The 22640-nt window shown below is 70.7% G+C and carries 22 protein-coding genes; 13 read left to right on the plus strand and 9 right to left on the minus strand.

Annotation, left to right across the window (positions count from 1 at the left end):
• The first annotated feature begins 46 nt into the window (after positions 1-46).
• The 4 genes from WMF39_RS06350 (at position 47) to WMF39_RS06365 (ending at position 5238) form a co-directional block, all read left to right on the plus strand.
• The gene (locus tag WMF39_RS06350; protein ID WP_437744648.1) at positions 47-2179 is read left to right on the plus strand and encodes a molybdopterin oxidoreductase family protein; all 2133 of its coding nucleotides are present in this window, start codon (positions 47-49) and stop codon (positions 2177-2179) included.
• Positions 2179-3630 (plus strand): FAD-dependent oxidoreductase, encoded by a 1452-nt coding sequence (locus WMF39_RS06355; RefSeq protein WP_437744649.1) that lies wholly within the window; start codon positions 2179-2181, stop codon positions 3628-3630. The genes WMF39_RS06350 and WMF39_RS06355 overlap by 1 nt, the downstream gene beginning before the upstream one ends.
• Positions 3631-3713: 83 nt before the next feature.
• Positions 3714-4256 carry a YkgJ family cysteine cluster protein gene (locus tag WMF39_RS06360; protein WP_437744650.1) on the plus strand — a complete coding sequence of 181 codons (543 nt, stop codon included), beginning with the start codon at positions 3714-3716 and terminating at the stop codon, positions 4254-4256.
• Positions 4257-4572: 316 nt separating this feature from the next.
• Positions 4573-5238, plus strand: a complete 666-nt coding sequence (locus WMF39_RS06365) for a hypothetical protein (protein ID WP_437744651.1) — start codon at positions 4573-4575, stop codon at positions 5236-5238.
• Between the two features lie 49 nt (positions 5239-5287).
• On the opposite strand, the gene WMF39_RS06370 is transcribed toward WMF39_RS06365, so the two are convergent.
• The 4 genes from WMF39_RS06370 to WMF39_RS06385 all read right to left on the minus strand — a co-directional run bounded on the left by WMF39_RS06370 (position 5288) and on the right by WMF39_RS06385 (position 8142).
• Complete coding sequence (locus WMF39_RS06370) at positions 5288-6019, minus strand: hypothetical protein (protein WP_437744652.1); 732 nt, start codon at positions 6017-6019, stop codon at positions 5288-5290.
• Between the two features lie 157 nt (positions 6020-6176).
• The gene (locus tag WMF39_RS06375; protein WP_437744653.1) at positions 6177-6551 is read right to left on the minus strand and encodes a hypothetical protein; all 375 of its coding nucleotides are present in this window, start codon (positions 6549-6551) and stop codon (positions 6177-6179) included.
• On the minus strand, positions 6548-7720 hold the full coding sequence (locus WMF39_RS06380) for a hypothetical protein (protein ID WP_437744654.1): 1173 nt from the start codon (positions 7718-7720) through the stop codon (positions 6548-6550). Before WMF39_RS06380 ends, WMF39_RS06375 begins: the two co-directional genes overlap by 4 nt.
• Before the next feature lie 14 nt (positions 7721-7734).
• A complete protein-coding gene (locus tag WMF39_RS06385) occupies positions 7735-8142 on the minus strand; it encodes a hypothetical protein (protein ID WP_437744655.1) in 408 nt (135 codons plus the stop codon).
• A 111-nt stretch (positions 8143-8253) separates the two neighbouring features.
• Between WMF39_RS06385 and WMF39_RS06390 the strand changes: the two genes are divergently transcribed.
• Positions 8254-8862, plus strand: a complete 609-nt coding sequence (locus WMF39_RS06390) for a DUF2239 family protein (protein ID WP_437744656.1) — start codon at positions 8254-8256, stop codon at positions 8860-8862.
• 56 nt (positions 8863-8918) lie between these two features.
• Positions 8919-10307: an MATE family efflux transporter gene (locus WMF39_RS06395; RefSeq protein ID WP_437744657.1), complete on the plus strand. Its 1389-nt coding sequence runs from the start codon at positions 8919-8921 to the stop codon at positions 10305-10307.
• Between the two features lie 40 nt (positions 10308-10347).
• Here the strand turns inward: WMF39_RS06395 and WMF39_RS06400 are convergent, their stop codons facing one another.
• A complete protein-coding gene (locus tag WMF39_RS06400; protein WP_437744658.1) occupies positions 10348-11172 on the minus strand; it encodes an SDR family NAD(P)-dependent oxidoreductase in 825 nt (274 codons plus the stop codon).
• A gap of 66 nt (positions 11173-11238) precedes the next feature.
• On the opposite strand from WMF39_RS06400, the gene WMF39_RS06405 reads away from it, so the two are divergent.
• A complete protein-coding gene (locus tag WMF39_RS06405) occupies positions 11239-12144 on the plus strand; it encodes a LysR family transcriptional regulator (RefSeq protein WP_437744659.1) in 906 nt (301 codons plus the stop codon).
• Positions 12145-12295: 151 nt separating this feature from the next.
• Here WMF39_RS06405 and WMF39_RS06410 read toward each other — a convergent pair whose 3' ends face one another.
• Both WMF39_RS06410 and WMF39_RS06415 read right to left on the minus strand, forming a co-directional pair.
• On the minus strand, positions 12296-13822 hold the full coding sequence (locus WMF39_RS06410) for an amidohydrolase family protein (protein ID WP_437744660.1): 1527 nt from the start codon (positions 13820-13822) through the stop codon (positions 12296-12298).
• 135 nt (positions 13823-13957) lie between these two features.
• Positions 13958-15802 carry a hypothetical protein gene (locus WMF39_RS06415; protein ID WP_437744661.1) on the minus strand — a complete coding sequence of 615 codons (1845 nt, stop codon included), beginning with the start codon at positions 15800-15802 and terminating at the stop codon, positions 13958-13960.
• 403 nt (positions 15803-16205) lie between these two features.
• On the opposite strand from WMF39_RS06415, the gene WMF39_RS06420 reads away from it, so the two are divergent.
• The 6 genes from WMF39_RS06420 to WMF39_RS06445 all read left to right on the plus strand — a co-directional run bounded on the left by WMF39_RS06420 (position 16206) and on the right by WMF39_RS06445 (position 20023).
• The gene (locus WMF39_RS06420; RefSeq protein WP_437744662.1) at positions 16206-16556 is read left to right on the plus strand and encodes a polyhydroxyalkanoic acid system family protein; all 351 of its coding nucleotides are present in this window, start codon (positions 16206-16208) and stop codon (positions 16554-16556) included.
• A 12-nt stretch (positions 16557-16568) separates the two neighbouring features.
• Positions 16569-17906, plus strand: coding sequence for a DNA topoisomerase IB (locus WMF39_RS06425; RefSeq protein WP_437744663.1), 1338 nt, complete (start codon positions 16569-16571; stop codon positions 17904-17906).
• 257 nt (positions 17907-18163) lie between these two features.
• The gene (locus WMF39_RS06430; RefSeq protein ID WP_437744664.1) at positions 18164-18670 is read left to right on the plus strand and encodes a hypothetical protein; all 507 of its coding nucleotides are present in this window, start codon (positions 18164-18166) and stop codon (positions 18668-18670) included.
• 303 nt (positions 18671-18973) lie between these two features.
• Positions 18974-19453: a DUF2383 domain-containing protein gene (locus tag WMF39_RS06435; RefSeq protein ID WP_012233797.1), complete on the plus strand. Its 480-nt coding sequence runs from the start codon at positions 18974-18976 to the stop codon at positions 19451-19453.
• 58 nt (positions 19454-19511) lie between these two features.
• Positions 19512-19733, plus strand: coding sequence for an addiction module protein (locus WMF39_RS06440; RefSeq protein WP_012233798.1), 222 nt, complete (start codon positions 19512-19514; stop codon positions 19731-19733).
• Positions 19730-20023 (plus strand): type II toxin-antitoxin system RelE/ParE family toxin, encoded by a 294-nt coding sequence (locus tag WMF39_RS06445; RefSeq protein WP_437327957.1) that lies wholly within the window; start codon positions 19730-19732, stop codon positions 20021-20023. Before WMF39_RS06440 ends, WMF39_RS06445 begins: the two co-directional genes overlap by 4 nt.
• A 39-nt stretch (positions 20024-20062) precedes the next feature.
• Here WMF39_RS06445 and WMF39_RS06450 read toward each other — a convergent pair whose 3' ends face one another.
• A complete protein-coding gene (locus WMF39_RS06450) occupies positions 20063-21229 on the minus strand; it encodes an acyl-CoA dehydrogenase (protein WP_437744665.1) in 1167 nt (388 codons plus the stop codon).
• 251 nt (positions 21230-21480) lie between these two features.
• Positions 21481-22614, minus strand: a complete 1134-nt coding sequence (locus WMF39_RS06455; RefSeq protein WP_437744666.1) for a class I SAM-dependent methyltransferase — start codon at positions 22612-22614, stop codon at positions 21481-21483.
• Positions 22615-22640: the final 26 nt, after the last annotated feature.

Here is a 22640-nt window from a genome sequence, read left to right on the forward strand (position 1 = left end):
GGAGAGCCTCCTCGACGCGCTCGGTGAGGGTGGCCGACGCGACTCCATGGCACCGCGCTGTTCCCTCCGGCTCAAGATCGTCACCTCCGAGACGACCACGCACACCCACTGTCCTTACTGCGCCTTCCAGTGCGGCGTGGTCATGACGGATCGCGCGGACCACGCGGGGGCGATCGACGTCCGACCGGACGACGATTTCCCCGTCAACCGCGGGCAGATGTGCATCAAGGGGTTCACCTCCGCGGCGCTGCTCGATCACCCCGAGCGGCTGACCGTGCCGAAGATCCGCGGGCGCGCCGGCCGCCTCCTGCCGGCGCGCTGGGACACGGCGCTCGATTTCGTCGCCGAGCGGCTCCTCCGGCTGCGCGAGCTCCACGGCCCCGCGGCGCTGGCCGCGTTCGGCAGCGGCGCCCTGACGAACGAGAAGACCTACCTCCTCGGCAAATTCGCCCGCCTCGCCCTCCAGTCGCCGAACGTCGATTACAACGGCCGTTATTGCATGTCCTCGGCGGCCGCGGGGCACAACAAGGCGTTTGGCATCGACCGCGGCCTGCCGTTCCCCGTGTCCGACATCGCCCAGACCAAGGCGCTCCTCCTCTGGGGCGCGAACTGCGCGGAGACCCTGCCGCCGATCATGCAATGGATCTTCGCGCAGCGCGACAACGGCGGCGCGCTGATCGTCGTCGACCCGCGGCGCACCGACACGGCGCGCGCCGCGGCGCTCCACCTCCAGCCCACGCCCGGGTCCGACCTGGCGCTCGCGAACGGCCTGCTCTACCTCGCCCTCGAGGAGAAGCTCATCGACACGGCGTACATCGCCGCGCGCACGGACGGGTTCGACGATCTCCGGCGCGTCGTCCTCTCGTACCACCCGGCGCACGTCGAGCGGCTGACCGGGGTCTCCACGCAGGATCAGCTCAAGGCCGTGCGGCTGCTCGCCGAGGCGCCGAGCAGCATGCTGCTCTCCGGCCGCGGGCCGGAGCAGCAGTCGAAGGGGGCAGACACCGTGCTCTCCTTCATCAACCTGATGCTCGCGCTCGGCAAGGTCGGCAAGCCGTACAGCGGCTATGGCTGCCTCACCGGACAGGGCAACGGCCAGGGGGGCCGCGAGCACGGCCAGAAGGCCGATCAGCTCCCCGGCTACCGGCATATCGAGGACGCGGAGCACCGGGCGGCCATCGCCCGCGTCTGGGGCATCGACCCTGCCGAGCTGCCGGCCAAGGGGAAGAGCGCCTACGAGCTGCTCGACGCGCTCGGCCCCGAGGGGGGGATCCGCGCGCTGCTCGTGTTCGGATCCAACGTGGCTGTCGCGTCGCCCAACGCGCTCAACATCGAGCGGCGGCTCGCCTCGCTCGATCTGCTCGTGGTCTGTGACGCCTTCGTCAACGAGACGGCCCGGGACGCCCACGTCCTCCTTCCGGTCGCCCAGTTCGCCGAGGAGGAGGGGACGATGACGAACCTCGAAGGGCGGGTGATCCTGCGGCAAAAAGTCCGCCCCGCGCCCCCCGAGGTGAAGACCGATATCGAGATCTTCTGCGAGCTCGCGCGCCGCCTCGGCGCGGGCAGGCACTTCCAGTACACGTCCGCGGAGCAGGTGTTCGACGAGCTGCGCCGGGCGACCGCGGGCGCCAAGGCGGACTACAGCGGCATCACCTACGACAAGATACGCCGGCACCGAGGCGTCTTCTGGCCGTGCCCGTCGGTCGAGCACCCGGGGACTCCGCGCCTCTTCGCCGAGCGGTTCCATCACCCGAACGGCCGTGCGCGGTTCCACGCCGTCCACCACCGCCCCGCCGCCGAGCTCCCCGACGACGCCTATCCGCTCTACTTCACGACGGGCCGCTACAAGGAACACTACAACTCCGGCGCCCAGACGCGCCGGGTCTCCAAGCTCGAGGAGGCCAAGCCCGAGCCGAAGGTCGAGGTCCACCCCAGGCTGGCGGCGCGCCTCGGCGTCGTCGACGGCGACTCCCTGCTCGTCGAGAGCCGGCGAGGGGCGGTCACCTTCCGGGTAGCGGTCGTGCCTTCGATCCGGCCGGACACGCTCTTTGCTCCGTTTCACTGGGGCGGCAGGAAGGCCGCCAATGTCCTCACCGTGCCGGCGCTGGACCCGACCAGCCGGATGCCGGAGTTCAAGGTGTGCGCCGTCAGGGCGCGCCGGGTCTCGGAGTCGAACTGATGCGAAGGAAGGACCTTGTCATCGTTGGCAACGGCATGGCGGCGTGCCGCCTGCTGGACGAGCTGATGTCGCGCGGCGCCAGGGACCGCTACGACATCACCGTCTTCGGCGAGGAGCGGGGCGGCGCCTACAACCGCGTCCTGCTCAGCAAGGTGCTCGCAGGGGAGGCGCCCGACTCCATCGTCACGAAGCCCCCCGCCTGGTACGAGCGGAACGGGGTGCGGCTCGTCAGCGGGACCTCCGTGGCGCGGATCGACACCGGGTCGAGGGCGGTCGTGTCGGCGGACGGCGCGCGCCATCGTTACGACGTCGCCGTGCTCGCGACCGGCAGCCAGCCGCTCGTCCCGCCGCTCGAGGGCATGACGACCTCGGAGGGCGATCTGCGCCAGGGCGTGTTCGTGTACAGGACGATGGACGATTGCGTCCGGATGCGCGGCTGCGCGCGGGCGGGCGACAACGCCATCGTGGTCGGCGGCGGGCTCCTCGGCCTGGAGGCGGCCAAGGTGCTGAGCGACATGGGCCTCCACGTGACCGTCATCCACGTCGCGAAGAGCCTCATGAACGCGCAGCTCGATCCGATGGGCGGCGACATGCTCGAGCAGCATATCGAGCGCTGCGGCATCTTCGTCCGCACCGGGCGCACCGTCGAGGCCATCTGCGGGGAGGAGGCGGTCGAGGGCTGTCGCCTCGACGACGGCAGCGTCCTGCCGGCGGACATGGTCGTCCTCGCGTGCGGCGTCCGGCCTCGCGTCGACGCCGCGCGCGCCTCCAACCTGCCCATCAACAAGGGCATCGTCGTCAACGACACGATGGCCACCCAGGTACCCGGCATCTACGCGATCGGCGAGTGCGCGGAGCACCGGGGCAGGCTCTATGGCATCGTGACGCCCATCTGGGAGCAGGCCGCCGTCCTCGCCGACGTCCTGACGGGCGCGAACCCGCAGGCGCGCTACCGAGGCACGAAGATGTATACCCGGCTGAAGGTGGCGGGCGTCGACGTCACCTCCATGGGCAGCACCGAGCCGGAGCTCGAGAGCGACGACGTGCTCCAGGTCGTGGAGACGCGGAAGAGCACGTACCGGAAGCTGATCCTCCGCGACGGGCGACTGTTAGGCGCCCAGTTCGTCGGCAACACCGCGGCCGCGGCCACGCTCGTGCAGCTCTTCGATCGCAACGATCCGCTGCCCGCCGATCCTCTGGAGGCGCTCTGCGCCGGCGGCGGCGCGGGGCCGGCGGCGCAGGCCGAGCGCATCGTCTGCAACTGTCACAAGGTCAGCGAGGCGACCCTCCGGGAGGCCATCGAGGGCGGCGCTTGCTCGCTCGAGGCGGCGTGCGCCGCGACCAAGGCCGGCACGGGGTGCGGCTCCTGCCGCGGCGAGGTCGCCCAGCTCGTGGCCCGGCACGCGCCCTCGCCGGAGTACGAAAGCGGCCGCGCCGTGGCCGCCGGATAACGTGGAAAGCACGCCGGGGCGAGCCGAGCGGCGCGGAGGCGCCCTTGGCGCGCGAGGATCCGCCCCGCTATAGACGCCGGCGAATGCACCGCACGCCGCGCGAGCGCCTCCACGAGCTCTTCACCAAGGTCGACGCGTTCTTCGCGAGCGCGAGCGCCCGCCACGGCGGGCGGATGGCCTGCCGCACCGGGTGCAGCGACTGCTGCCGGCGGCGGTTCTCGGTGACGTCGATCGAGGCCGACGCGATCCGCGAGGCGCTCGCGGCGCTCCCGGAGGCCGACCGCGCGGCGCTGGCCGAGCGCGCGCGGGCGGGCGATCCGGGCGTGTGCCCGGCGCTCGACGGGGAGGGGAGGTGCGCGATCTACGCGGCGCGGCCGCTCATCTGCCGCACGCACGGCCTGCCCATCCGGTTCGCGCCGGCCAGCGAGCGCGCGCTGCCGGTCATCGACGCCTGCCCGAAGAACTTCGTGGGAGAAGACCTCCACGCCGTCGAGGCGTCGTCGGTCCTGGACCAGACGACGCTGTCGACGGTGCTGGCCGCCCTCGACATGGCCCACGCCGACGCGGCGGGGCAGCAGCGAGGGCAGCGCGTCGCGATCGCCGCGGTGCTCTCGGGCGAGGGGTAGCTGCCGCCGAGCGGTCGGCCTGATGACGAGCCGGTCCGGCTCAGCCGATCGACGGTCGCCGGCGCCATGACGCTCCCGGCCTCGGCTTGCGTGCGCTCGCGGTGGCACAGATAGGCATTGCACAGGCCAACTATGGCCCATCTATTGGCTCACTGTGGGCCATGTGCTGAACGTGTGCCCATGGGCATACGCTGATTTATGGGAAATTCAGGTTGGCCCGCGGGTTGCTCTCAGGTGGTGGCCCACTCTGGACCGATGGCAGGTCACGGCACACGCCGCCGCCGGTCCGGGAGGGGCAGCTTATCTGGAGGATAGAATGACCAAGACGATCAGAGGGTTTGGGTCGGTGGCGGCGGCTGGCGTGGTGTTCGCGGCCTTGCTCAGCGGTTGCGGCTCGCAGGGTGCTGAGCGCGGGCCGGACGTCGGCTCGATCAGCTTGCCGCTCGCGGCCGATGCAGCGTCTGGAGCGCGATATCGGCTCCGCGACGCCACGTTCGAGATCTCGAACGGTTATTACTACTACGAAGATGAGAATACCTCGGCCATGGCTGTCGGTGGTGGCTACGGAACTGTGGTGACGGTCAGCAGCGAGGACGAGGATCCGGACGCGAGCTCCATCCTCGTCGATCTGGAGCAGGGCAACTACGGCGTCAGGCTCCTTCCGGGCTGGCACTTCGAGAAGGTCGAGGACGGCACGGTGACGGATCCAAACGTGGAGGCCACGCTGCTGTCGTCGCAGAATGTCTACGTTAACGTCTCGCCGCATTCGACGAGCTGGGTTCAGTATGCGTTCGGTATCGGGAGCAGCGAGCTGTGGCTCAACGGCAAGGTGAACCTCGACATCAACGTCTACGAAGATCCGGACGACTACTACGGTGGCGAGGGTGGATACGGAACTTCGGTCGGAGTCGGGGGTGCGGGCGGCGGCGACTACAGCTCTGGCTACAGCGCGGCGGGGGTCGGCGGCAGCGGCGGCTACTAGCGCTGGCGCGAGGAGCTGAGCGGAGCGGAGCGAGCGACGTTATCGCCCGTCAGCGAGGGCTGCACTGCACGACGCAGAAGGCCGTGGCGCCCTTGGCGCGGGCGCTCGCCTCGCACGACCGCTTCGCTTGCTGCGACGCCAGGAAGCGGTCCTTCGCCGAGCCATTGCCGAACACCATCTGATAGTTGCACGCGCCCGCGAAGCCGCAGACGCGCACGGACGCGCTCGCCGTACACCACCAGGACGTCCCGCCCGCCGCGCCTCCGTTGCTCGGGCTTCCATTCGAGGAGCCCTCGCTCGGTGAGGTGGGCGTCCGCGCTGCTGTCGACAGAGGCGCCGGCGCCTCGCCCGTCTCGTCGTCGGCAGCAGGCGACGGCGCCTCGCCCGCGGCGCGGTCGCCGGTGGACGGGTCTTCGCCCGCCGCCTCGTCGGCCTCCTGGTCGGGGCGAAGCGGGGTGCTCGTCGACGTGGGCACCACCGGCGAGAGGCCGCCGGCGGTCGACACGCCGGAGGGCGTGGTCTCGACGACGGTTTGCTCCGGCGATGCGCTCGCCACCAGGTACACCGCGCCGCCGATCACGAGGATGGCGCCCACGCCCAGCGCGAACAACCCGCCGAGGACGATGAGCACGATCACGAGCGGCGACAGGCCTGACTTCGGACGCTGCGGCGGCTGCGGAGGGTAGTAAGGCGGCGGCTGCGGAGGGTAGTAAGGCGGCGGTTGCGGAGGGTACTGAGGCGGCTGCTGCGGAGGGTACTGAGGGCGCCCTGGACCAAACATCTCGCAGTCATAGCGCAGCGGAGCCGTCCGCGCTGCGTGAGACGAACACCCACGCTGTCGGCGAACGAGCGATGTCGCGCCGGACGAGCCCGCCCGCAGGGGCGCTGTCCGCGGTGGTGTTGCTCCGGAGCCGGCGGAGCGGCGCCCCGCGGCCCGCTCACACCCAGCCGGTCGTGGCGCGCAGGAGCAGCCCGAGCCCGAGCGACGCGCCGTTCGCGAGCGCCGAGGCCGCGATGGCGTGCGTGGCAGGCAGCTCGCGCAGCGTGAGCCGGTAGACGCCGAGCTCGAGCAGCACCGCCCAGAGCTCCGAGAAGGCCAGTCGCGCCGTGGCGCCGATCGCGAGCGCGGGGAAGATGAACCACACCGCCGGGTGACTCGCGAGGTTGGCGACGACGACGAGCGCGGCGCGGCGGCCTCGTGACCGCTCCGCCGCGCCGAGCAGCGGTGAGGCGACGGCGAGCTCGATGAGCAGCGTGAACGCGAACGCGCGCGCCCAGGCGGCCACCAGCGGATCGGTGAAGACGCGGCTCATGGCGCGGCCGGCTGCGCGGCGATCTCGGGCCCGCCGCCGTCCACCCCGCGCGCGCGCCCGGACCGCTCCTGGCGCGCCTCCGCGGCGCGGCGGCCGACGTCGCCGCGGACATAGAAGTACGCGAGCAGCGCGAGCTCCAGGTACCCGTGGAAGGAGGCGAGCGAGAGCACAAGGTTGCGCGCGCCGAGCGCGCTGCGCAGGGCGCCGAGCAGCACCAGGCCGGCGATGAGCGCCACGGCGGCGAGCCCTGCGTCCCCGAAGTCGCGCCGGAGCGAGCGCGCGGACATGCGGAAGGTGGTCGTCCGCTGGTCCGGGTGATCTTCCTGGGGAATGAGCAGCAGCCAGACCGCGTAATGGACGGACTGCAGGAACGCATAACATGCGGTGAGCGCGACCGCGGAGCGGGTCGGCAGGCCGGGAGCGAGCCAGTCGCTCGCCAGGAAGAGGTGCAGCCCGAAGGCGTCCAGCCACCCGGCGCGCAGGGTGAGCGAGGTCATCGCCCCGCTCGCGAGGAGCGCGGTCCCGGCCAGCACGAGCCCGAGCGGCCAGGCGACCGCGCGCACCCGGCGGCGGAAGAGCGCGAGCCACAGCGCGAGCGCGACCAGGTTGTGCGCGTGCGCGAGGACGAGCCGGAAGCCGCGCGGCGCGGCGAGCGCCGCCGCCGACAGCGCCACGGCGGCGGCGGCGGCCAGCGCGACGCGCCGCCACGCGCGCGACGCGAGCGCGCCGGCGACGACCGCGGCGCCGAGCCAGGCGGCGAGCAATGCGTGCTCGGCGCGGAGCAGCGCCGCGGCCGAGCCGAAGAGCTCCTGGGCGCCCCGCAGCCCCAAAAGCGCGGCGCAGGCCGCCCAGACGACGCCGCGCCACCACGACGGCAGCCCGCGCCGCAGCACGAGGTAGCGCACGTCGGCCGCGACGTGCAGGACGCCGAGCAGGACGGGCCCGAGCACGAGCAGCGCGCTCGGCGCAAAGACCGCCATGGTGAAGGCGCCGAGCGCGTTGGCCGCGGCGAGGGTGGCTATCCTGCGATCGGGGCGCGCCACGACGGCGATCGCGAGCTCGCTCCGGCGGAGCAGGCCGAAGAGGCGCCGACGCGCGCCGTCGAGCGGCGCGACGCCGCGCTCGAGCAGGCGGGCCACGCTCGCAGGCGGAGGACCGGGCGCGCGCACGGTCGACGCCCGGTTCAGCGGCGCCGGCGGGCGGTCACGAGCGCCGCGGCGCCGCAGAGCAGCATCAGCCCCGCCATCGCGCCGCCCGAGGCGGCGCCGCTCATGGCGCAGCCGCCGTCGTCCGATGACGCCTTGTCCGCGCCCGCGCTGCCGGCGGACGTCGCGCTCCCGCCCGAGGAAATGCACAGATTGCAGTCGTATTCCATCGTGGTGAAGCCGCCGTCCTCGCCTGGCAGCGTTCGCTGGCACTTCTGCTGCGTGCACGTGCCAGGCTCGTTGTAAGCGGGCCCTGCGTTGTTACAGCTCGACCCCGGCGTGTCGCAGCTCTCGGGCGGCGGGACGTCCGCCCGCGCTGAAGAAGAGGTGAGCAGCGGCGCTGCGAGCAAGGTGGCGATCGCCACAAGGCACGAGGGCTTCATCATCCCGCCACTCTGTGCTTTTGCACGGAAAACCGCAAGAGCGGAGCCTCCGAGCCACGCTCGTCGCGCCTGGCCCTTGCCAAAATAATATACCCGGGTAATATTGTCGCCATCATGAGCGACCCGCCGACGTTGCCGACCTTCACCGCCTTCGCCGGCGCCGAGCGCGTCGTCCGCGGCACGCTGGAGGAGATGCTGCGCGAGGCCAAGAAGCGGCTCGACGCGGATCCGGAGCTCCGGCTCTTGATCTTCGAGGACGCCTCGGGGAAGCAGGTCGACTTCGACTTCCGGGGCACCCTCGATCAGGTCCTCTCGCGCGCCAGGCCGGAGCGCCCGGCCAGGGCGGGCCCCGGTCGCCCGAAGCTCGGGGTCGTCTCGCGCGAGGTGTCGCTCCTGCCCCGCCACTGGGAGTGGCTCGAGCGTCAGCCGCAGGGGATCTCGGCCGCGCTCCGCAGGCTGGTGGAGGAGGCCAGCAAGCGCGCCCCGGACGAGGATCGCGCCCGGGAGGCGCGCGCCGCCGCCAGCCGCTTCATGTGGGTCATGGCCGGCGACCTGCCCCTGTTCGAGGAGGCGTCGCGCGCGCTCTTCGCGTCGGACAAGCGGCGCTTCACGGAGCTCACGCGCTCCTGGCCCGCGGACGTGCGAGAGCACCTGAACGAGCTCTTGCGCGAGGGCGGGGCCTTCCCTGCAGCGCGCGAGGGCAAACCGCGGCGAACGAGGTAGCCGCAGCCGCCGAGCCGCCATCCGCGAGACGGTCAGATACTACCCGGTAAAAATATATGGACACCAACATCGAAGTCGAAGCGCCGTCCGCGCCGCGCGGCGTGCACGACATGACGCAGGGCAAGCCGCGCGCGCACGTCGTGCGCGTCATGCTGTTCATCCTGGCCGGCATGGCGATCCAGACCCTCTATGGCCTGATCGACATCTACTGGGTGGGTCGCCTCGGGAAGGAGGCCGTCGCCGCCGTGGCGGTCTCCAGCAACCTGATGTTCGTCTCCCTGGCCGCGACGCAGATGCTCTCGGTCGGCTGCGTGGCGCTCGTCTCGCAGGCGGCCGGGAGAAAGGAGCACGGCGAGGTGCAGCGCCTGTTCAACCAGGTGCAGAGCCTCGCCACGTGGGCGGGCGCCCTCTTTCTCGTGCTCGGCCTCGCGCTTCACCGCACGTACGCCGAGCGGCTCTCGGGAGACGCCATGACCGCCGAGCTCGCGAGCAGCTTTCTGCTCGCGTTCATTCCGGCGCTCGCGCTGCAGTTCACGATGGTGGGGCTCGGCTCGGCCCTGCGCGGCATCGGCGACATGAAGCCGGGCCTCGTGGCCCAGACCGCGAGCGTGCTGCTCAACATGGTCCTCGCGCCCTTCCTCGTCTTCGGGTGGGTATCGGGGCGCCCGCTCGGCGTATTCGGCGCGGGCCTCGCCACGCTCCTCGCGACCGCGGCCGCCGTCGTGGGGCTCGCCGTCTATCTGCTGCGCGGCAAGACCTTCCTTCGCCTCCGCCTCGCCGACTGGCAGCCAGACCTCGCCACATGGAGAAAGCTGGTGGCCATCGGCTTGCCCTCGGGCGCGGAGTTCTTGTTGCTGGCCGTCACCATGGGCGTGATCTACGTGGTCACGCGCCCCTTCGGCTCGGAGGCGCAGGCCGGGTTCGGCATCGGGCTGCGGCTGATGCAGGCCGGCTTCATGCCTGCCGTGGCGATCAGCTTCTCCGCTGCGGCGGTCGTCGGCCAGAACTACGGCTCCCGCGCCTACGCTCGCGTCCGCGAGACCGCGCTCGAGAGCGTGAAGCTCGTGCTCGGGTTCATGCTCTTCTTCACCCTGGTCTGCCAGGTCTTCCCCGCGCAGCTCGTCGCGCTCTTCTCGCCCGCGCCGGACGTCATCGCGGCCGGCGTCGACTACCTCCAGGTGACCTCCTGGGGTTACTTCGCGAGCGGCATCGTGTTCGTCTGCGCCGGCGTCTTTCAAGGCCTCGGCAACACCTGGCCTTCGCTCGCCGCCTCGGGGGCGCGCGCGCTCGCGTTCATCCTCCCCGTGCTCGTCCTGAGTGCGCGCCCCGGCTTCCGTATGCACACCATCTGGCTCGTATCGGTCGGCACCACGCTCGGCCAGCTCGGGCTCCAGCAGATCCTGCTGCGGCGCGAGCTCGCGCTCAAGGCGCCCGTATCGCAGTGACGCGCTGCCGGGGGGGGCGCGGCGCGCGGCCGAGCGCAGCTCAGGGACGTGCGCCCGCCGTCCTGGCGGGCAGGGCGCGCACCTGGTTCTTCCGCATGACCTCCGCCGTCAGGCGAGCCGCCATGGCGCGCGGCACGAAGCGCGCGAGGTTCGAGAGGATGTAGTTGCCGAGGCCGTGGATGGCGTGGGTTCGCCCCGTCGAGAGGGCGCTCAGGCCGAGCCGCACGACGTCGCTCGCCTTCGCCTTGGCGCCCACGGCCGCGGCTTCCCCGGCGATCTCGAAGAACGGCGTCTCGGTCGCGCCGGGGCAGAGCGCGACCACCTTCACGCCCCGCTCGCCGAGCTCGGCCCAGAGCGCCTCGCTGAACGAGAGCACGAAGGCCTTGGTCGCCCCGTACACCGCCATCGAGGCGATCGGGTAGAACGCCGCCGTGGACGCGACGTTGAGGACCGCGCCGCGCGTCCTCACGAGATCGGGCAGGAACGCGTGGGTCATCGCGACGAGCGCGCTCACGTTGAGCGCGATCTCCTCGAGCTGCCTTTCGATCGGCGTCTCCTCGAAGCGGCCGTGGGTCGCGAATCCGGCGTTGTTGATGAGCAGATTGACGGACACGCCGCGGCGCGCGACCTCGGCGTGCACGCGCCCGATCGCCCCCGCGCTCGTGAGATCGTCGGCGATCACCTCGACGCGGACGCCGTGCGCGGCGCGCAGCTCGGCGGCGAGCGCCTCGAGCTTGTCGCGCGAGCGGGCGACGAGGATCAGGTGGCATCGCTGCGCGGCGAGCTGGCGGGCGAATTCGGCGCCGATGCCGGTGGAGGCTCCAGTGACCAGGGCGTTCCGGTTCTCGAAGGGGTGTCGCGTCATGCCTCCATGTGTAAGCTCTGGGTGGATTCGCGAGAACGGACATCTTCGGGCATCGGAGTTCCACGGATGAAAAACGACGCCTTCTCCTGGGACGACCTGCGCGTGCTCCTCGAGGTCGATCGACGTCGCAGCTTCCTCGGCGCGGGCAAGGCGCTCGGGCTCTCCACCTCGACGGTCGGGCGGCGCATCGACGCGCTCGAGCTCGCGCTCGGCCGGAAGCTCGTGCACCGGACGACCGCCGGGACCTCGATCGATCCGGCGGCGCGCGCGCTCGTCGCGCTCGCCGAGGGCATGGAGAGGGAGCTCCGCGTCGAAGGGAGGGACGCGCGCGGCGCCGAGTCGCTCGAGGGCGTGGTGCGCGTCTCGATCAAGGAGAGCTTCGCGCGCCCGATGGCGAAGGTCCTCTCCGCGTGGCGGCGTATCCACCCCGAGACGCTGATCGAGCTCGCCTCGGAGGCGCGCCTCGCGGACGTGGCGAAGCGTGAGGCCGACCTCGGCGTCCGGACGGTGCGCTCGTCGTCGAAGGCGCTCGTCGAGAAGCGCCTCGGCACGTTCTCGTACGGCCTCTGGGCCTCGAACGAGTATGTGGAGCGACACCTGCGCGACGGCCACCTGCGCGAGGCGGACTTCCCGCGGCACGACTTCGTCGGCTACGACGGGCCGGGGCGGGAGTCCGAGCAGGAGCGGTGGCTCGTCGCCCGCGGCGCGCGTCGGTTCCCGTTCCGTTCGAGCTCGGACGACGCGATGCTCACGGCCGCGAGCGAGTCCCAGGGCATCTGCATCTTCGCGGACGCGCTCGCGCGTGACGTGCCCGGGCTGCGGCGGCTCGCCTGCGCGACGCCGCTCCCGACGGTGAGCGTGTACCTCGTGGTCCACCGGGATCTGCGGCGCGTTCCGCGGATCCGCGGCGTCGCGGGGGCGATCGAGGAGGCGATCCGTCAGATCGCCGTTCGTGAGAAGGCTCGCGGCTAGTTTCGGCCGCCAGGAGTCCGAAGGGAGAGTTCAACGCAAAGGCGCAAAGACGCAAAAATGCATGAAAATTCTTTCTCTCTCTCTCTTGCGCCTTTGCGTCTTTGCTCCTTTGCGTTGAACTCTCCCTCCCCCGAACGCGGCAGTTACAGCCTCAGAAGAGCACGCGCTCGACGCCCGCAGCGTCGAGGAGGTAGTCCCTGGACGCCTCGAGGCCGGCGCGGAGCCGGCCAAAGTTCACGCCGACGAGCTTGCCTCGCCATTTGCGGATGCTCCCCGCGACGATGACCGTGTCCACGTTGCTGCGGTCCATCAACGTCACCACGGCCCCCGGTACGTTGTTGAGCGGCGCCACATTGATGGCATCCGCTCGCAGCAGGATGATGTCGGCCTCCTTGCCCGGAGTCAGCGTGCCGACCTTGTGGGAGAGCCCGGCCACCCGGGCCCCCTCGACCGTGGCCAGGCGAATGACATCGCGGCACGTGAGGAGCTCGGGCAGATCCGTCTCTCCGGCCAGCGCGCGTTCGTTGATGAGCGCCCGCTGAAGCGTGAAGACGGTCCGCATCTGGGTGAAGAAGTCCGCGGTCATGGTGCACTCGACGTCGGTGCTGAGCGCGGGCTGGACGCCATGATCGAGCGCGGCCTGGATAGGCGGCATGCCGTGCCGCATGGTCATCTCGATCGGGGCCGCGATCGAGACGTTCGCGCCCGAATCGGCGATCGCCTGCCAGGAGGCCTCCGAGATGGCGCTGGCGTGGATGAACTCGAGATCAGGCCCCATCAGACCCTCGCTCTCGATCTGCTCGATGAGCGTCCCCTGGCCGATGCTGCCGACGAGGTGCGTCACGATGGGCAGGCCGTGCTGGCGCCCGAGCGCCCAGGTATCGCGCCACGCGGGGTCGAACACCTCCCCGCCCATGGCCAGGGTCAGGAGCTGGTCGGTCGAGGAGAAGTACTGGCTCTGGATCCGATCGAGATCGTTCGGGAAGATGTTGCCGGGGCCCGCACCCGGCGAGTACACGAAGAGCGCTCGGCGGCCCGATTCCTGCAGCCCATGGATGACGGCATCGGTGTGCTCCGGCGTGTGGCCCACCTGGGACGTGTCGACGACCGTCGTCACCCCGGCATCCAGCTGGCTGAGCGAGGAGGCGAGTAGGGCGAGGAAAGCGTCCCGCGGCCGGAAGACCGGCGTGATGGTGAAGTGGATGTAGTCGAGGTAGTTCTTCTCGCCGTGCGGCAGCCCGTCGTTGGCCAGGAGGCCGTCCGAGAGGAAGCTCCGCAGCGCGGTCTGGTACTGGTGATGATGGGTGTCGACGAACCCCGGCATCACGATCGTGCCCGTCGCGTCGATGATCTCCGCGCCTGGCGCGTGCAGGTGCGGCCCGACCGCGATGATCTTCTTGCCCTGCACGAGCACGTCGCCCCGGGCGAAGTCCCCCACGTTTGGATCCATGCTGAGCACGGCGCCGCCTCTCAGGATGTAACGCCGGTGCGAGGCGCCGGTCCCGTGCGGCATGTCATCATCGTGCTCCGCCCTCCCCATCGCCGCCGCGGGAGTCGAGAAGGCCGCCGCAGCACCGAGCGCTGAAGCTCCCACCGCGAGAAACCGGCGACGAGACGAGCCCGCCTCGCCTGGCTCTCCGTCATGGTTCGAGTCGTTTCCACAGAGCTTCTGGCACATACCAAGTTCCTCCTGCTCAGTTCACGCGTCCTTCTGTCGTGCCCCCGCCTCTCGAGACACCGACCACTGCGTTCTGGTGGGCTGAGCAAAGCAAAGATTAACCCGGTGCGGAAGCCAGCGTCGAGCCTTGCGAGATCACCTGCCCAGCGCAATCATCCTCTCGTTTACCCAGTCGTCGCCGGCGAGGGGGTGCACGCCGGCCCCGTCCCGATCGAGCGCGAGGCCCACGGAGAGCAGCCCACTCTTCACGAGGAACGCTCCCCTGGGGGTCTGCCCGTCGGACTTCGTGAGCCGCCCGCGGATCGCGAGATCGCCCCCCTTCGCCTCCAGCAGCCTGAAATCGACGCCGGCGTCCGCGCGCCTCACCTTCGCGGATGCCTTGAGCCCCTCCATCGTGAGGAGCCCCGCGGCCCAGCCGGGAATGGCATCCTCGGCGTCGAGCAGCATCACGGCCGGCCGCGCGTCCTTGCATTCCACCCGGATCGCCGCCTCCATGAGCCCCCGCCTCACCTCGGCGTCCTCGATGTCGATGTGCGCCCACCAGCCAGGGATCGCCTCGCCCTCGTGCTCGATCGCGAGGTCCTCGATGTCGATGCGGCCCTTCCGCAGCTTGGCTGCCTGATTCAAGACGTCCGCCGCGTCGAGCGTCATGCGCGCCGCCACGTCGCCCTTCACCCTCGTCTTCTTCCACTGCAGGGCGCCGTGTTTCAGCAGCAGGTTCAGCGAGCCCGTCCCCCGGCCCAGCGGGTCGACCTCCAGGCTGCTCCGCATGAAGGCTGCGCCGCCGGTGAACCGCGGCGCGTCCGGCGCGGCGCCCTCGACGTTCAGCCAGCGCAGGTCCGGGATCGCCGCGGCGACGACATCCACCTTCGACGCGAACCCCGGCTGGAGCCGCAGGAGATGGAGCTCCGGCGCGTCGAAGGTGGCGCTCGCCCTCTCCACGACGATGGGCGGCAGCCCGCTTCCCGGGCGCTCGAGCGTCGCGCGGGGCAGCGTCACGGCGAGGCGCGCCGCTCCGCGCTCGTCGACGCGGAGCGCCGCGCGCGCCTCGGCGGTCGCGCGGAGCGACGCGGTGGAGGCCACGAGGTGGCTCGTCTCGTAGGACGCGGTGCTGCCCGGCTCGACGCTCCCCCGGTTCACGACGAGGTTCGTCCGGAGCTCTCCGCTCCCATCCTCGAGCCGGGGTCCGGCGCCCTCGCCCGCGGGAAGGGGGATGAAATCGAGCCCCGGCAGCTGCGCGTCGAGGCGGACGCGCGCCCAGGCGGTTTCGAGGACGTCGAGCCCGTCGACGTCCCGCGGATCGAACGTGCTCATCGTCACGTCGGCGTCGGCGTCGAGCCGCGCGACGACGCGATCGGCGACGTGGACCTCGCCGGACCGGAGCTCCAGCGCGACGGGCCCGACGCGAGCGGCGCGGAGCGGCTTGTAATAGAACCCTCCCCGCACGCGACCGCCGCCGGCATACCGGACTTGCTGGATCCAGACCTCCTTGAGCGTCGTGTCGATGCCTTCCAGGTGCACCGTCCACAGGTTGTAGCCCTCGTCCGAGTTCTCGAGATCGTGCTTCGGCGGCAGCTCCGGCTTGAGCGGAGGGTTCGCGAACTCCGGGATGGGCGGCAGCGCCTCGATGTGCGGCGCCTCCAGATCGCGCTCGCTCGTCGGATCCACGAGCATCCGCAGCCGGAACACGAAGCCCCTGGCGCGGATGTCCTCCGCATAGAACTTCTTCCGGAGGAGATCGGTCAGGTGGATATCGACGTCCGCTTCGTCGAGCTCCACCGCCCACTGAAGCACGCTGTCGGAGCCGCTGAGCCGGAGCTCTTTCACGTGAACGACGCCCGGCCAGAGGCTCCACGCCGACCCGTAATAGAGCGAGGCGTCGACGGGGTTGTAGCTGACGAGCCTCGCGATGAGCCCCGTGCTCAGCATGACGTTCACGACGACGACGTAGCCGAGCCAGAGCGCGAGAGGCAGGATCAACAGCGTTTTCAGCGCCCTCCTGGCCCGTGGCCCTAGCCGCCCGCTGAGCGCATGTGGGGACTTCAGCGCGGCAGCTTCGTGCAGGAGCGCGTGCATGAGCCCATCCGATCGCACGGGCCATGCCGCGAGCTGAGCCGCGGCGCGAGGGGGCAGGCTCAAGCCTGGCCGTGGCGATCTGCCCCGCTCGTGGCGAAGGTCGACATGCGCGGACCGCGGGGGGGCCCGCTCTCGCGCGGACGCGCCCGGAAATGGCCCTGCCGCGAGCGCTCGGCCCCCGTCGGACCCGACAGGCACCCGGCTTGCTAACCCCGCGAACGCCGGCGCTGGCGAGCCTGTCGCGTCGACGCAGCTGGAGGTCCGCTGGAGTCGATCTTCCGGCTTCCAGCCATCACCCGAGGTCATCATGAACCACACTGTCCATCACGACCTGAACGACGAAGAAGCGAAGAGCGCCGTCCTGCGGGCGATGGCGAAGTATTGTGATCGATACGCGGAGTACGCTCCCTGCATTTTCTGGAGCGACGAGCGGCGCGCGGATGTCGGCCTCTCCTTCAAGGGCTTCACGCTCTCCGGGCGGCTCGAGCTCCGGCCCAGGGCCGTCGACTTCGCGATCGACATGCCGCTGCCGCTGCGCATGTTCAACCGGATGGCGATCGCGGCGATCGACGCCGAGGTGAGGCGGTGCATCGATGACGCGCACCGCGATCGCGCGCGGCGGCGCGCTCCGAGCGCGGTCGCGCAGGAGGCGCTCTGAGCGGTCCGCGCCATGAAGAGCGGAAGCGCCACGACCACCCATGAAAGGCGCCGCCCGCGGAGCGCTCCGCGCCGCTCCGCCGCGAGTGGCGTCGTCCTCCGCCGGCGCCGCGTCAGCGTGTCGATCAAGTCCGTCGAGACGGTCGAGCTCGCCCGCGCGAACGGCGAGCTCGCGGGGACAGGGCAGCTCACCCCGTCACCGGTCGAGTCCGCCGAGTCGGCCGGGCTCCGGTACGTGAACGACGGTGAGCCGGGGATCTCCAGGCGAGGGGCGGGCAAGGGCTTTCGTTACGTCGACGCCGACGGCCGCCCCGTCAAGGACGAGGCGACGCTCGCGCGGATCCGCCGCCTCGCGATCCCGCCCGCGTGGACCGAGGTGTGGATCTGCCGGAGCGAGCGCGGGCACATCCAGGCGACAGGGCGGGACGCGCGCGGCCGAAAGCAGTACCGGTATCACCCGCGCTGGCGCGAGGTCCGCGACGAGACGAAGTACGACCGCATGCTCGCGTTCGGCGCGGCGCTCCCGGCGATCCGCGCGGCGACCGAGCGGGATCTCGCGCTGCCTGGCCTGCCGCGCGAGAAGGTGCTGGCGGCCGTGGTGCGCCTGCTCGACGAGACGTCGATCCGCATAGGGAACGACGAGTACGCGCGCGACAACGACTCGTATGGACTCACCACGCTTCACGACGAGCACGTCGAGATAGAGGGGAGCCTCATCAGGTTCCACTTCAGGGGCAAGGGCGGCAAGGAGCACGCGATGACGGTGCGGGATCGGCGGCTCGCCCGCATCGTGAAGCGCTGTCAGGACGTGCCCGGCCACGAGCTGTTCCAGTACATCGACGGCGAGGGCCGGCGGCAAAGGATCCATTCGGACGACGTGAACGAGTACCTGCGCTCGGTCGCGGGCCACGACTTCACGGCGAAGGACTTCCGCACCTGGACCGGCACCGTGCTGTGCGCGTCGTTCTTCTGCGAGATGGCGATCGCGAGCTCGGTCCGCCAGGTGAAGAAGCGCGTGGCGCAGGTGATCGACAGGGTGTCTGCCCGCCTGGGCAACACACGGGCGGTCTGTCAGCGTTGTTATGTCCACCCCGCCGTGATCCGCGCTTACACGGAGGGCGCCCTGCAGTCCCTGATCGACGTGGAGGAGGCCGTCGCGGACGGGGCGCTCGCGGCGCTCCGGCCCGAAGAGGCGAAGATGCTCCGGATCGTCCGCGGCTTCGGCGAGCGAGAGGCGGTGCCGCTCGTCACCCGCCTCCGCGAGAGCGTGCGCTCGGCGCGCGCGGTGAACGCGCGGCGAGCCGGCAAGAGCGCGAAGCATCCCCCCAGGGAACGACGCGCCGCGGCCTGAGCCGCGCCGCGGCGAGCGCCGCAGCGGCCGCGCGGGGATGCGCCTCGCCCCGCTGTTCCCGACGAGTCTGCCGTGTCGTTGCGTCACAGCGTGATCGCCCCGCTGTGGCATCGTGCCGCGGACGCGACGGGGGCTGTTGCTGGGGTCGCGAGCGGCCCGCGATCTCGCGCCGGATACGCGCGCGGTACGGTTCGTGTTGTGCGTAGCTCCTTGGAAACCAGCGCGCGCGGCGCGAACCCTCAGCCAAGGAGGTCTGCATGGCGAGCCAGAGGTTGATCACCGGGATGGTGCGAGCACGTGGGGAGGCCGAAGACGTCGTCCGGCGCATCCTGGACAGCGGGCACACGCGACGGGACGTCTGCGCCATCGTGAGCGAAGCGACGCGCCGCCAGCACATCTTGCGCTCACGCGCATACGGTGCGGCCTCGCACGGGAGCGCGCTGACCTCCGTCCTCGCCGCGGCGAGCGCGGGGCTCGTGGTCCCGGGGCTGCGGCTCGCGGTGGCCGGCCCCATCGCGGTGAGGCTCGCGGACGCGAGCTCGGCGAGCGAGACGGCCAGCCTGAGCAGCGTGCTCGTCGACGCCGGGATCCCCGAGCAGAGCGCGCCGGAGATCGAGAGGCGCCTCAAGGAAGGCGCGATGCTCCTCGGCGCCCTCGCGCGCGACGAGAAGGACGCCGCGGCGCTGCGCGCGATCCTGCGAGACGCGGGCAACGGCGATTTCTGTGGGACGGGCAAGGGAGCCCGTGTGTTCGCCGCGCTGTGAGCCGCCGGCGCTCACCGCTCCGCGTCGCCGCTCGAGGGAGCCGCTGGATCGATGAGCTCGCTTCATGACCGCGAAGTCCCGGACATTGGAACGGGACTTGAAGGGAATGAAAGGGTTCAGCCGAGACTGATGCAGTACGAGGCGAACATGTACCCCTGAGGCAACAGGGGGCGCGCGCCTTCCCGCAGCGGCGACGATCCCTGGCGATCGCGGCTCCTGCGTGGACGTATGGCGTGGTGGCCCACCTTGGGAGGTAAGGAGGAGAGGAATCGGGCGTTCACCAGACATCTCAGGAGAGTACCCATGGAACCGGTCGCATTCGCAGACGAGAGCGTGGGCCTGGACGGACTCATCGACGATGACTCGATCGAACAGCTCAAATCGTTCTGCCGCGGCGAGATGTCCGCGGTCGAGACCTACCGTCAAGCCATCGCCGCGGCGCGCCAGGGCTGGGTTGCTCACCACCTCCGGCTGAACCTCGCGTCGCACGAGGCGCGGGTGAAGGTGCTGCGCCGGCGGATCGAGGAGCTCGGAGGCGACCCCCCGGCGAGCTCCGGGCCATGGGGCGCGTTCGCCAAGGCCGTCGAGGGGACCGCGCTGGCGCTTGGCCACAAGACGGCGCTCTCGGCGCTGGCCGAGGGGGAGGAGCACGGCCTGAAGGACTACCGGAACGACATCGAGGAGCTCGACACCGAGTCGCACGCCCTGGTGCGGGACGTGATCTTGCCGCAGCAGGTGTCGACGCGCCGCTCGCTCGCGGATCTCAAGCGGCAGCTGCCGTGACGCGGGAAGCCGTCGGCGGATTGTTCGGGCGGGCCCCCCGTGCGATACTTTCGGGCGTATGGGCAGGGCTGCGCTGGACATTACCCGACTGAGCCGCGACGAGCAGCTCGACCTCCTCGACGAGTTGTGGGCGAGCCTCGGGCGAGACCCTGACGCGCTGCCTCTCAGCGACGCCCAGCGGGTCGAGCTCGATCGGCGCCTCGATGAGCTCGAGGCCGAGGGGCCGGTCGGGCTCACCTGGGATGAGGTCGTCGCCCAGGCACGCGCTCGGTCACGGTGAGGCCGTACCTCGTTCGGCCCGCTGCTGCGGCGGACATCGCGCGGGCATATGCCTGGTACGAGCGAGAGCGCGACGGGCTAGGAGAGGAGTTCCTCGTGGAGGTCCGCGCGGCGATGCAGGCGGTCGTCGAGGCGCCGACGGCCTACGCTGTTCTGCACCGCCAAACACGGCGAGCGCTCGTCCGGCGCTTCCCCTATGGGCTGTTCTTTCGTCTGATGGATGACGTCGTCGTCTTCGTCGCGTGCTTTCACACGCGCCGAAGACCCGAGTCATGGAAGCGGAGACGCTGAGGGCAACTCCGGTGTTGGGACGGGGGCGAACACCCCCGCTCAGCCCTTCGCGTCGTATCCCGCCTGGAGCAGCTTCGCGATCGTCGAGAGCTGCATGTTCGACGTCCCCTCGTAGATCTTCCCGATCTTCGCGTCGCGGTAGAGCTTCTCGACAGGGTAGTCCTTGGTGAAGCCGACGCCGCCCATGAACTCGATGCAGAGCGACGCCGTCCGCTCGGCCACCTCGGACGCGAACAGCTTGGCCATCGCCGCCTCCTTCACGAACGGCTGGCCCGCGTCCTTGAGCCGCGCGGCGTTGTAGACGAGGAGGCGCGCGGCCTCGATCTCCATGGCGACGCGCGCATACTGGAACTGCACGCCCTGGAAGCTCGCGATCGACTGCCCGAACTGCTTCCGCTCGCCCATGTAGCGCATCGCGTGGTCGAACGCCCCCGCGGCCAGGCCGAGCATCTGCGCGCCGATGCCGATACGGCCCTCGTTCAGCGTCTCGATGGCGATCTTGTAGCCCTTGCCGACCTCGCCGATCACGTTGCCCTCCGGCACCTCGCAGTCCTCGAGGACGAGCTCACACGTGCTGGAGGCGCGGATCCCGAGCTTGTTCTCCTTCTTGCCCACCGAGAAGCCGGGGAAGGAACGCTCGACCACGAAGGCCGTGATGCCCTTGTAGCCCTTCGTCGGATCGACGTTGGCGAACACCAGGAACACCGAGCTCTCGTTCGCGTTCGTGATCCAGAGCTTGCGGCCGTTCAGGATCCAGCGGTCGCCCCGGCGCTCGGCGCGGGCCGCGAGCGCGAACGCGTCCGAGCCGGAGCCCGCCTCGCTCAGCGCATACGAGCCGATCCAGTCGCGGGAGAGCCGCGGGAGATACCTCTCCTTCTGCGCCTCGGTGCCCCAGCGGAGGAACGCATTGGCCACCAGGGTGTTCTGCACGTCGACGAGCACGCTCACGCTCGGGTCGACCACGGCGAGCGCCTCGATCGCGAGGATCGCGCTGAAGAAGCCCGCTCCAGAGCCCCCGTACGCCTCCGGGATCTCGATCCCCATGAGGCCGAGCTCGAACAGCGGAGGGAGCAGATCGTGGTCGAGCGCGCCCTCTTCGTCCATCGCCGCCGCGCGCGGCGCGACGCGCTTCCGGGCGAAATCAAGCACCGAGTCGCGGAAGAGGCGCTCCTCGTCGGAGAGCTGGGTGAGCGGGGGGTGGGACACGACGGTTTCTCCTTGTGGGCCCATGGCGCAGCGCGGCGCCGTGGCGGCGTCGCCCCACTATGCTACGCGAGGGCCACGAGCGAAAGCCGTTCGAGCGCGCCCCGCCCGGTCATCGCCGCGGCGCAACGCAGGCCACGCCGCGTCGGCGGCGGACGGGGCGCGCCGCCCCGAGCCGCCTCATCCGTGGTGTCGCCGCTCGCTCCGGGGCCGGGATCGTCCAGGCTGCCACGCGCGTTGCTTCACCTGGACGCTCACGCGCGCTTGCCCGCGGGCGCGTCGCGCCGGCGGCACCGGAGCAGCGTGTGGGCGAGGCCGAGGTGGTCGATCTCCGCCTCGACGACGAGGCCTGCCTCGTCGACGCAACGCCGGATATCGGCGGCGCTGTACATGCGGCTGTTCCCGTTCGCGAGGCACGTGAAATACAGGGAAGAGCCGTGAAGACAGTGGACCGCCACCTCGTTCGTCTGCCGATCCCAGAACGTGTCGAGGATCCAGAGCACCGTCTCGTCCCCCATGGCCGACGCGGCCCGCCGGAGGATCTGGAGGATGTCCGCCTCGGAGAAGCACACGAGGAACTGGCTCATCCAGATGGCGTCGAAGCCCGTCGGGAACGCCTGGCCGTGATCCAGGAAGTCGATGGGGGTGCCCACGATCCGGCCGAGCAAGCCGTGCTGCTCGACGTTGACGCGCGCGTCCTCCAGCTGGCCCGGCAGGTCGAGCAGCGTGACGCGCACGTCGGGGTCGTGCGTGCAGCACTGGATCGCCCACCGCCCCGTGTTGCCGCCGATGTCGAGGAGCGTCCTCGGCCTCCGCTCGAACACGACGGGCAGCGCCTCGGGGAACGCGGAGTCGGAGTAGAGGTGATCGAACGCAAACCAGCTCTCCCTCACCTTCGGCGGGAGCGCCGGGAGCGCCTCATAGACCGTCGGCCACTCGCCAAAGACCTTCAGGCCAGCCGGCTTGCCGCCCTCGATGGCCTCGTCGAGAAAGCGCATGCCCTCGTAACAGACGTCATGGATGAAATCCATGTTGATGCGGGTCATCCTGTCATTCTCGACGATGAGCCCGACCCGCGTGATCGTGTAGCGCTCGCCACGCTCTCGCGGCTCTGCGTGGGCGTTTGCGCCGCCTGCGACGCCTGCGCGCTCCACCAGGCCGAAGCTCAGGCTCGCCTCCAGCAAGGTCTTGGCGGCATAGGCGGAGAGGCCGGTGTCCTGGGCCACCTCCGCCGGTGTCCTGCCGCCCTTGCCAGCGCGCTGGAGCGCTTTGAGGACGCCGCGGTTTCGCATCACCCGCGCCACCTGGAACATGACGGGCGCAAACGCGATGCGCTGGGCGGCGAGCATGGCGTCGAGGGTGGGATTCGGGGCGGGATCGTTCTTCATCGAGCTCCGGTCGTCGGGGGTGGGGT

The sequence above is a fragment of the Sorangium sp. So ce1504 genome (assembly GCF_051521635.1).
Classification (GTDB): Bacteria; Myxococcota_A; Polyangia; order Polyangiales; family Polyangiaceae; genus Sorangium; species Sorangium cellulosum_B.

What these genes read in the sequence shown, in the direction of transcription:
- WMF39_RS06370 (WP_437744652.1), bottom strand. Translation starts at nt 6,019, where the DNA reads ATGTTTGGTCCAGGGCGCCCTCAGTACCCTCCGCAGCAGCCGCCTCAG.
- WMF39_RS06365 (WP_437744651.1), top strand. Translation starts at nt 4,573, where the DNA reads ATGACCAAGACGATCAGAGGGTTTGGGTCGGTGGCGGCGGCTGGCGTG.
- WMF39_RS06420 (WP_437744662.1), top strand. Translation starts at nt 16,206, where the DNA reads ATGAACCACACTGTCCATCACGACCTGAACGACGAAGAAGCGAAGAGC.
- WMF39_RS06405 (WP_437744659.1), top strand. Translation starts at nt 11,239, where the DNA reads ATGAAAAACGACGCCTTCTCCTGGGACGACCTGCGCGTGCTCCTCGAG.
- WMF39_RS06390 (WP_437744656.1), top strand. Translation starts at nt 8,254, where the DNA reads ATGAGCGACCCGCCGACGTTGCCGACCTTCACCGCCTTCGCCGGCGCC.
- WMF39_RS06410 (WP_437744660.1), bottom strand. Translation starts at nt 13,822, where the DNA reads ATGTGCCAGAAGCTCTGTGGAAACGACTCGAACCATGACGGAGAGCCA.
- WMF39_RS06360 (WP_437744650.1), top strand. Translation starts at nt 3,714, where the DNA reads ATGCACCGCACGCCGCGCGAGCGCCTCCACGAGCTCTTCACCAAGGTC.
- WMF39_RS06455 (WP_437744666.1), bottom strand. Translation starts at nt 22,614, where the DNA reads ATGAAGAACGATCCCGCCCCGAATCCCACCCTCGACGCCATGCTCGCC.
- WMF39_RS06350 (WP_437744648.1), top strand. Translation starts at nt 47, where the DNA reads ATGGCACCGCGCTGTTCCCTCCGGCTCAAGATCGTCACCTCCGAGACG.
- WMF39_RS06435 (WP_012233797.1), top strand. Translation starts at nt 18,974, where the DNA reads ATGGAACCGGTCGCATTCGCAGACGAGAGCGTGGGCCTGGACGGACTC.
- WMF39_RS06440 (WP_012233798.1), top strand. Translation starts at nt 19,512, where the DNA reads ATGGGCAGGGCTGCGCTGGACATTACCCGACTGAGCCGCGACGAGCAG.
- WMF39_RS06400 (WP_437744658.1), bottom strand. Translation starts at nt 11,172, where the DNA reads ATGACGCGACACCCCTTCGAGAACCGGAACGCCCTGGTCACTGGAGCC.
- WMF39_RS06425 (WP_437744663.1), top strand. Translation starts at nt 16,569, where the DNA reads ATGAAGAGCGGAAGCGCCACGACCACCCATGAAAGGCGCCGCCCGCGG.
- WMF39_RS06375 (WP_437744653.1), bottom strand. Translation starts at nt 6,551, where the DNA reads ATGAGCCGCGTCTTCACCGATCCGCTGGTGGCCGCCTGGGCGCGCGCG.
- WMF39_RS06355 (WP_437744649.1), top strand. Translation starts at nt 2,179, where the DNA reads ATGCGAAGGAAGGACCTTGTCATCGTTGGCAACGGCATGGCGGCGTGC.
- WMF39_RS06385 (WP_437744655.1), bottom strand. Translation starts at nt 8,142, where the DNA reads ATGATGAAGCCCTCGTGCCTTGTGGCGATCGCCACCTTGCTCGCAGCG.
- WMF39_RS06395 (WP_437744657.1), top strand. Translation starts at nt 8,919, where the DNA reads ATGGACACCAACATCGAAGTCGAAGCGCCGTCCGCGCCGCGCGGCGTG.
- WMF39_RS06430 (WP_437744664.1), top strand. Translation starts at nt 18,164, where the DNA reads ATGGCGAGCCAGAGGTTGATCACCGGGATGGTGCGAGCACGTGGGGAG.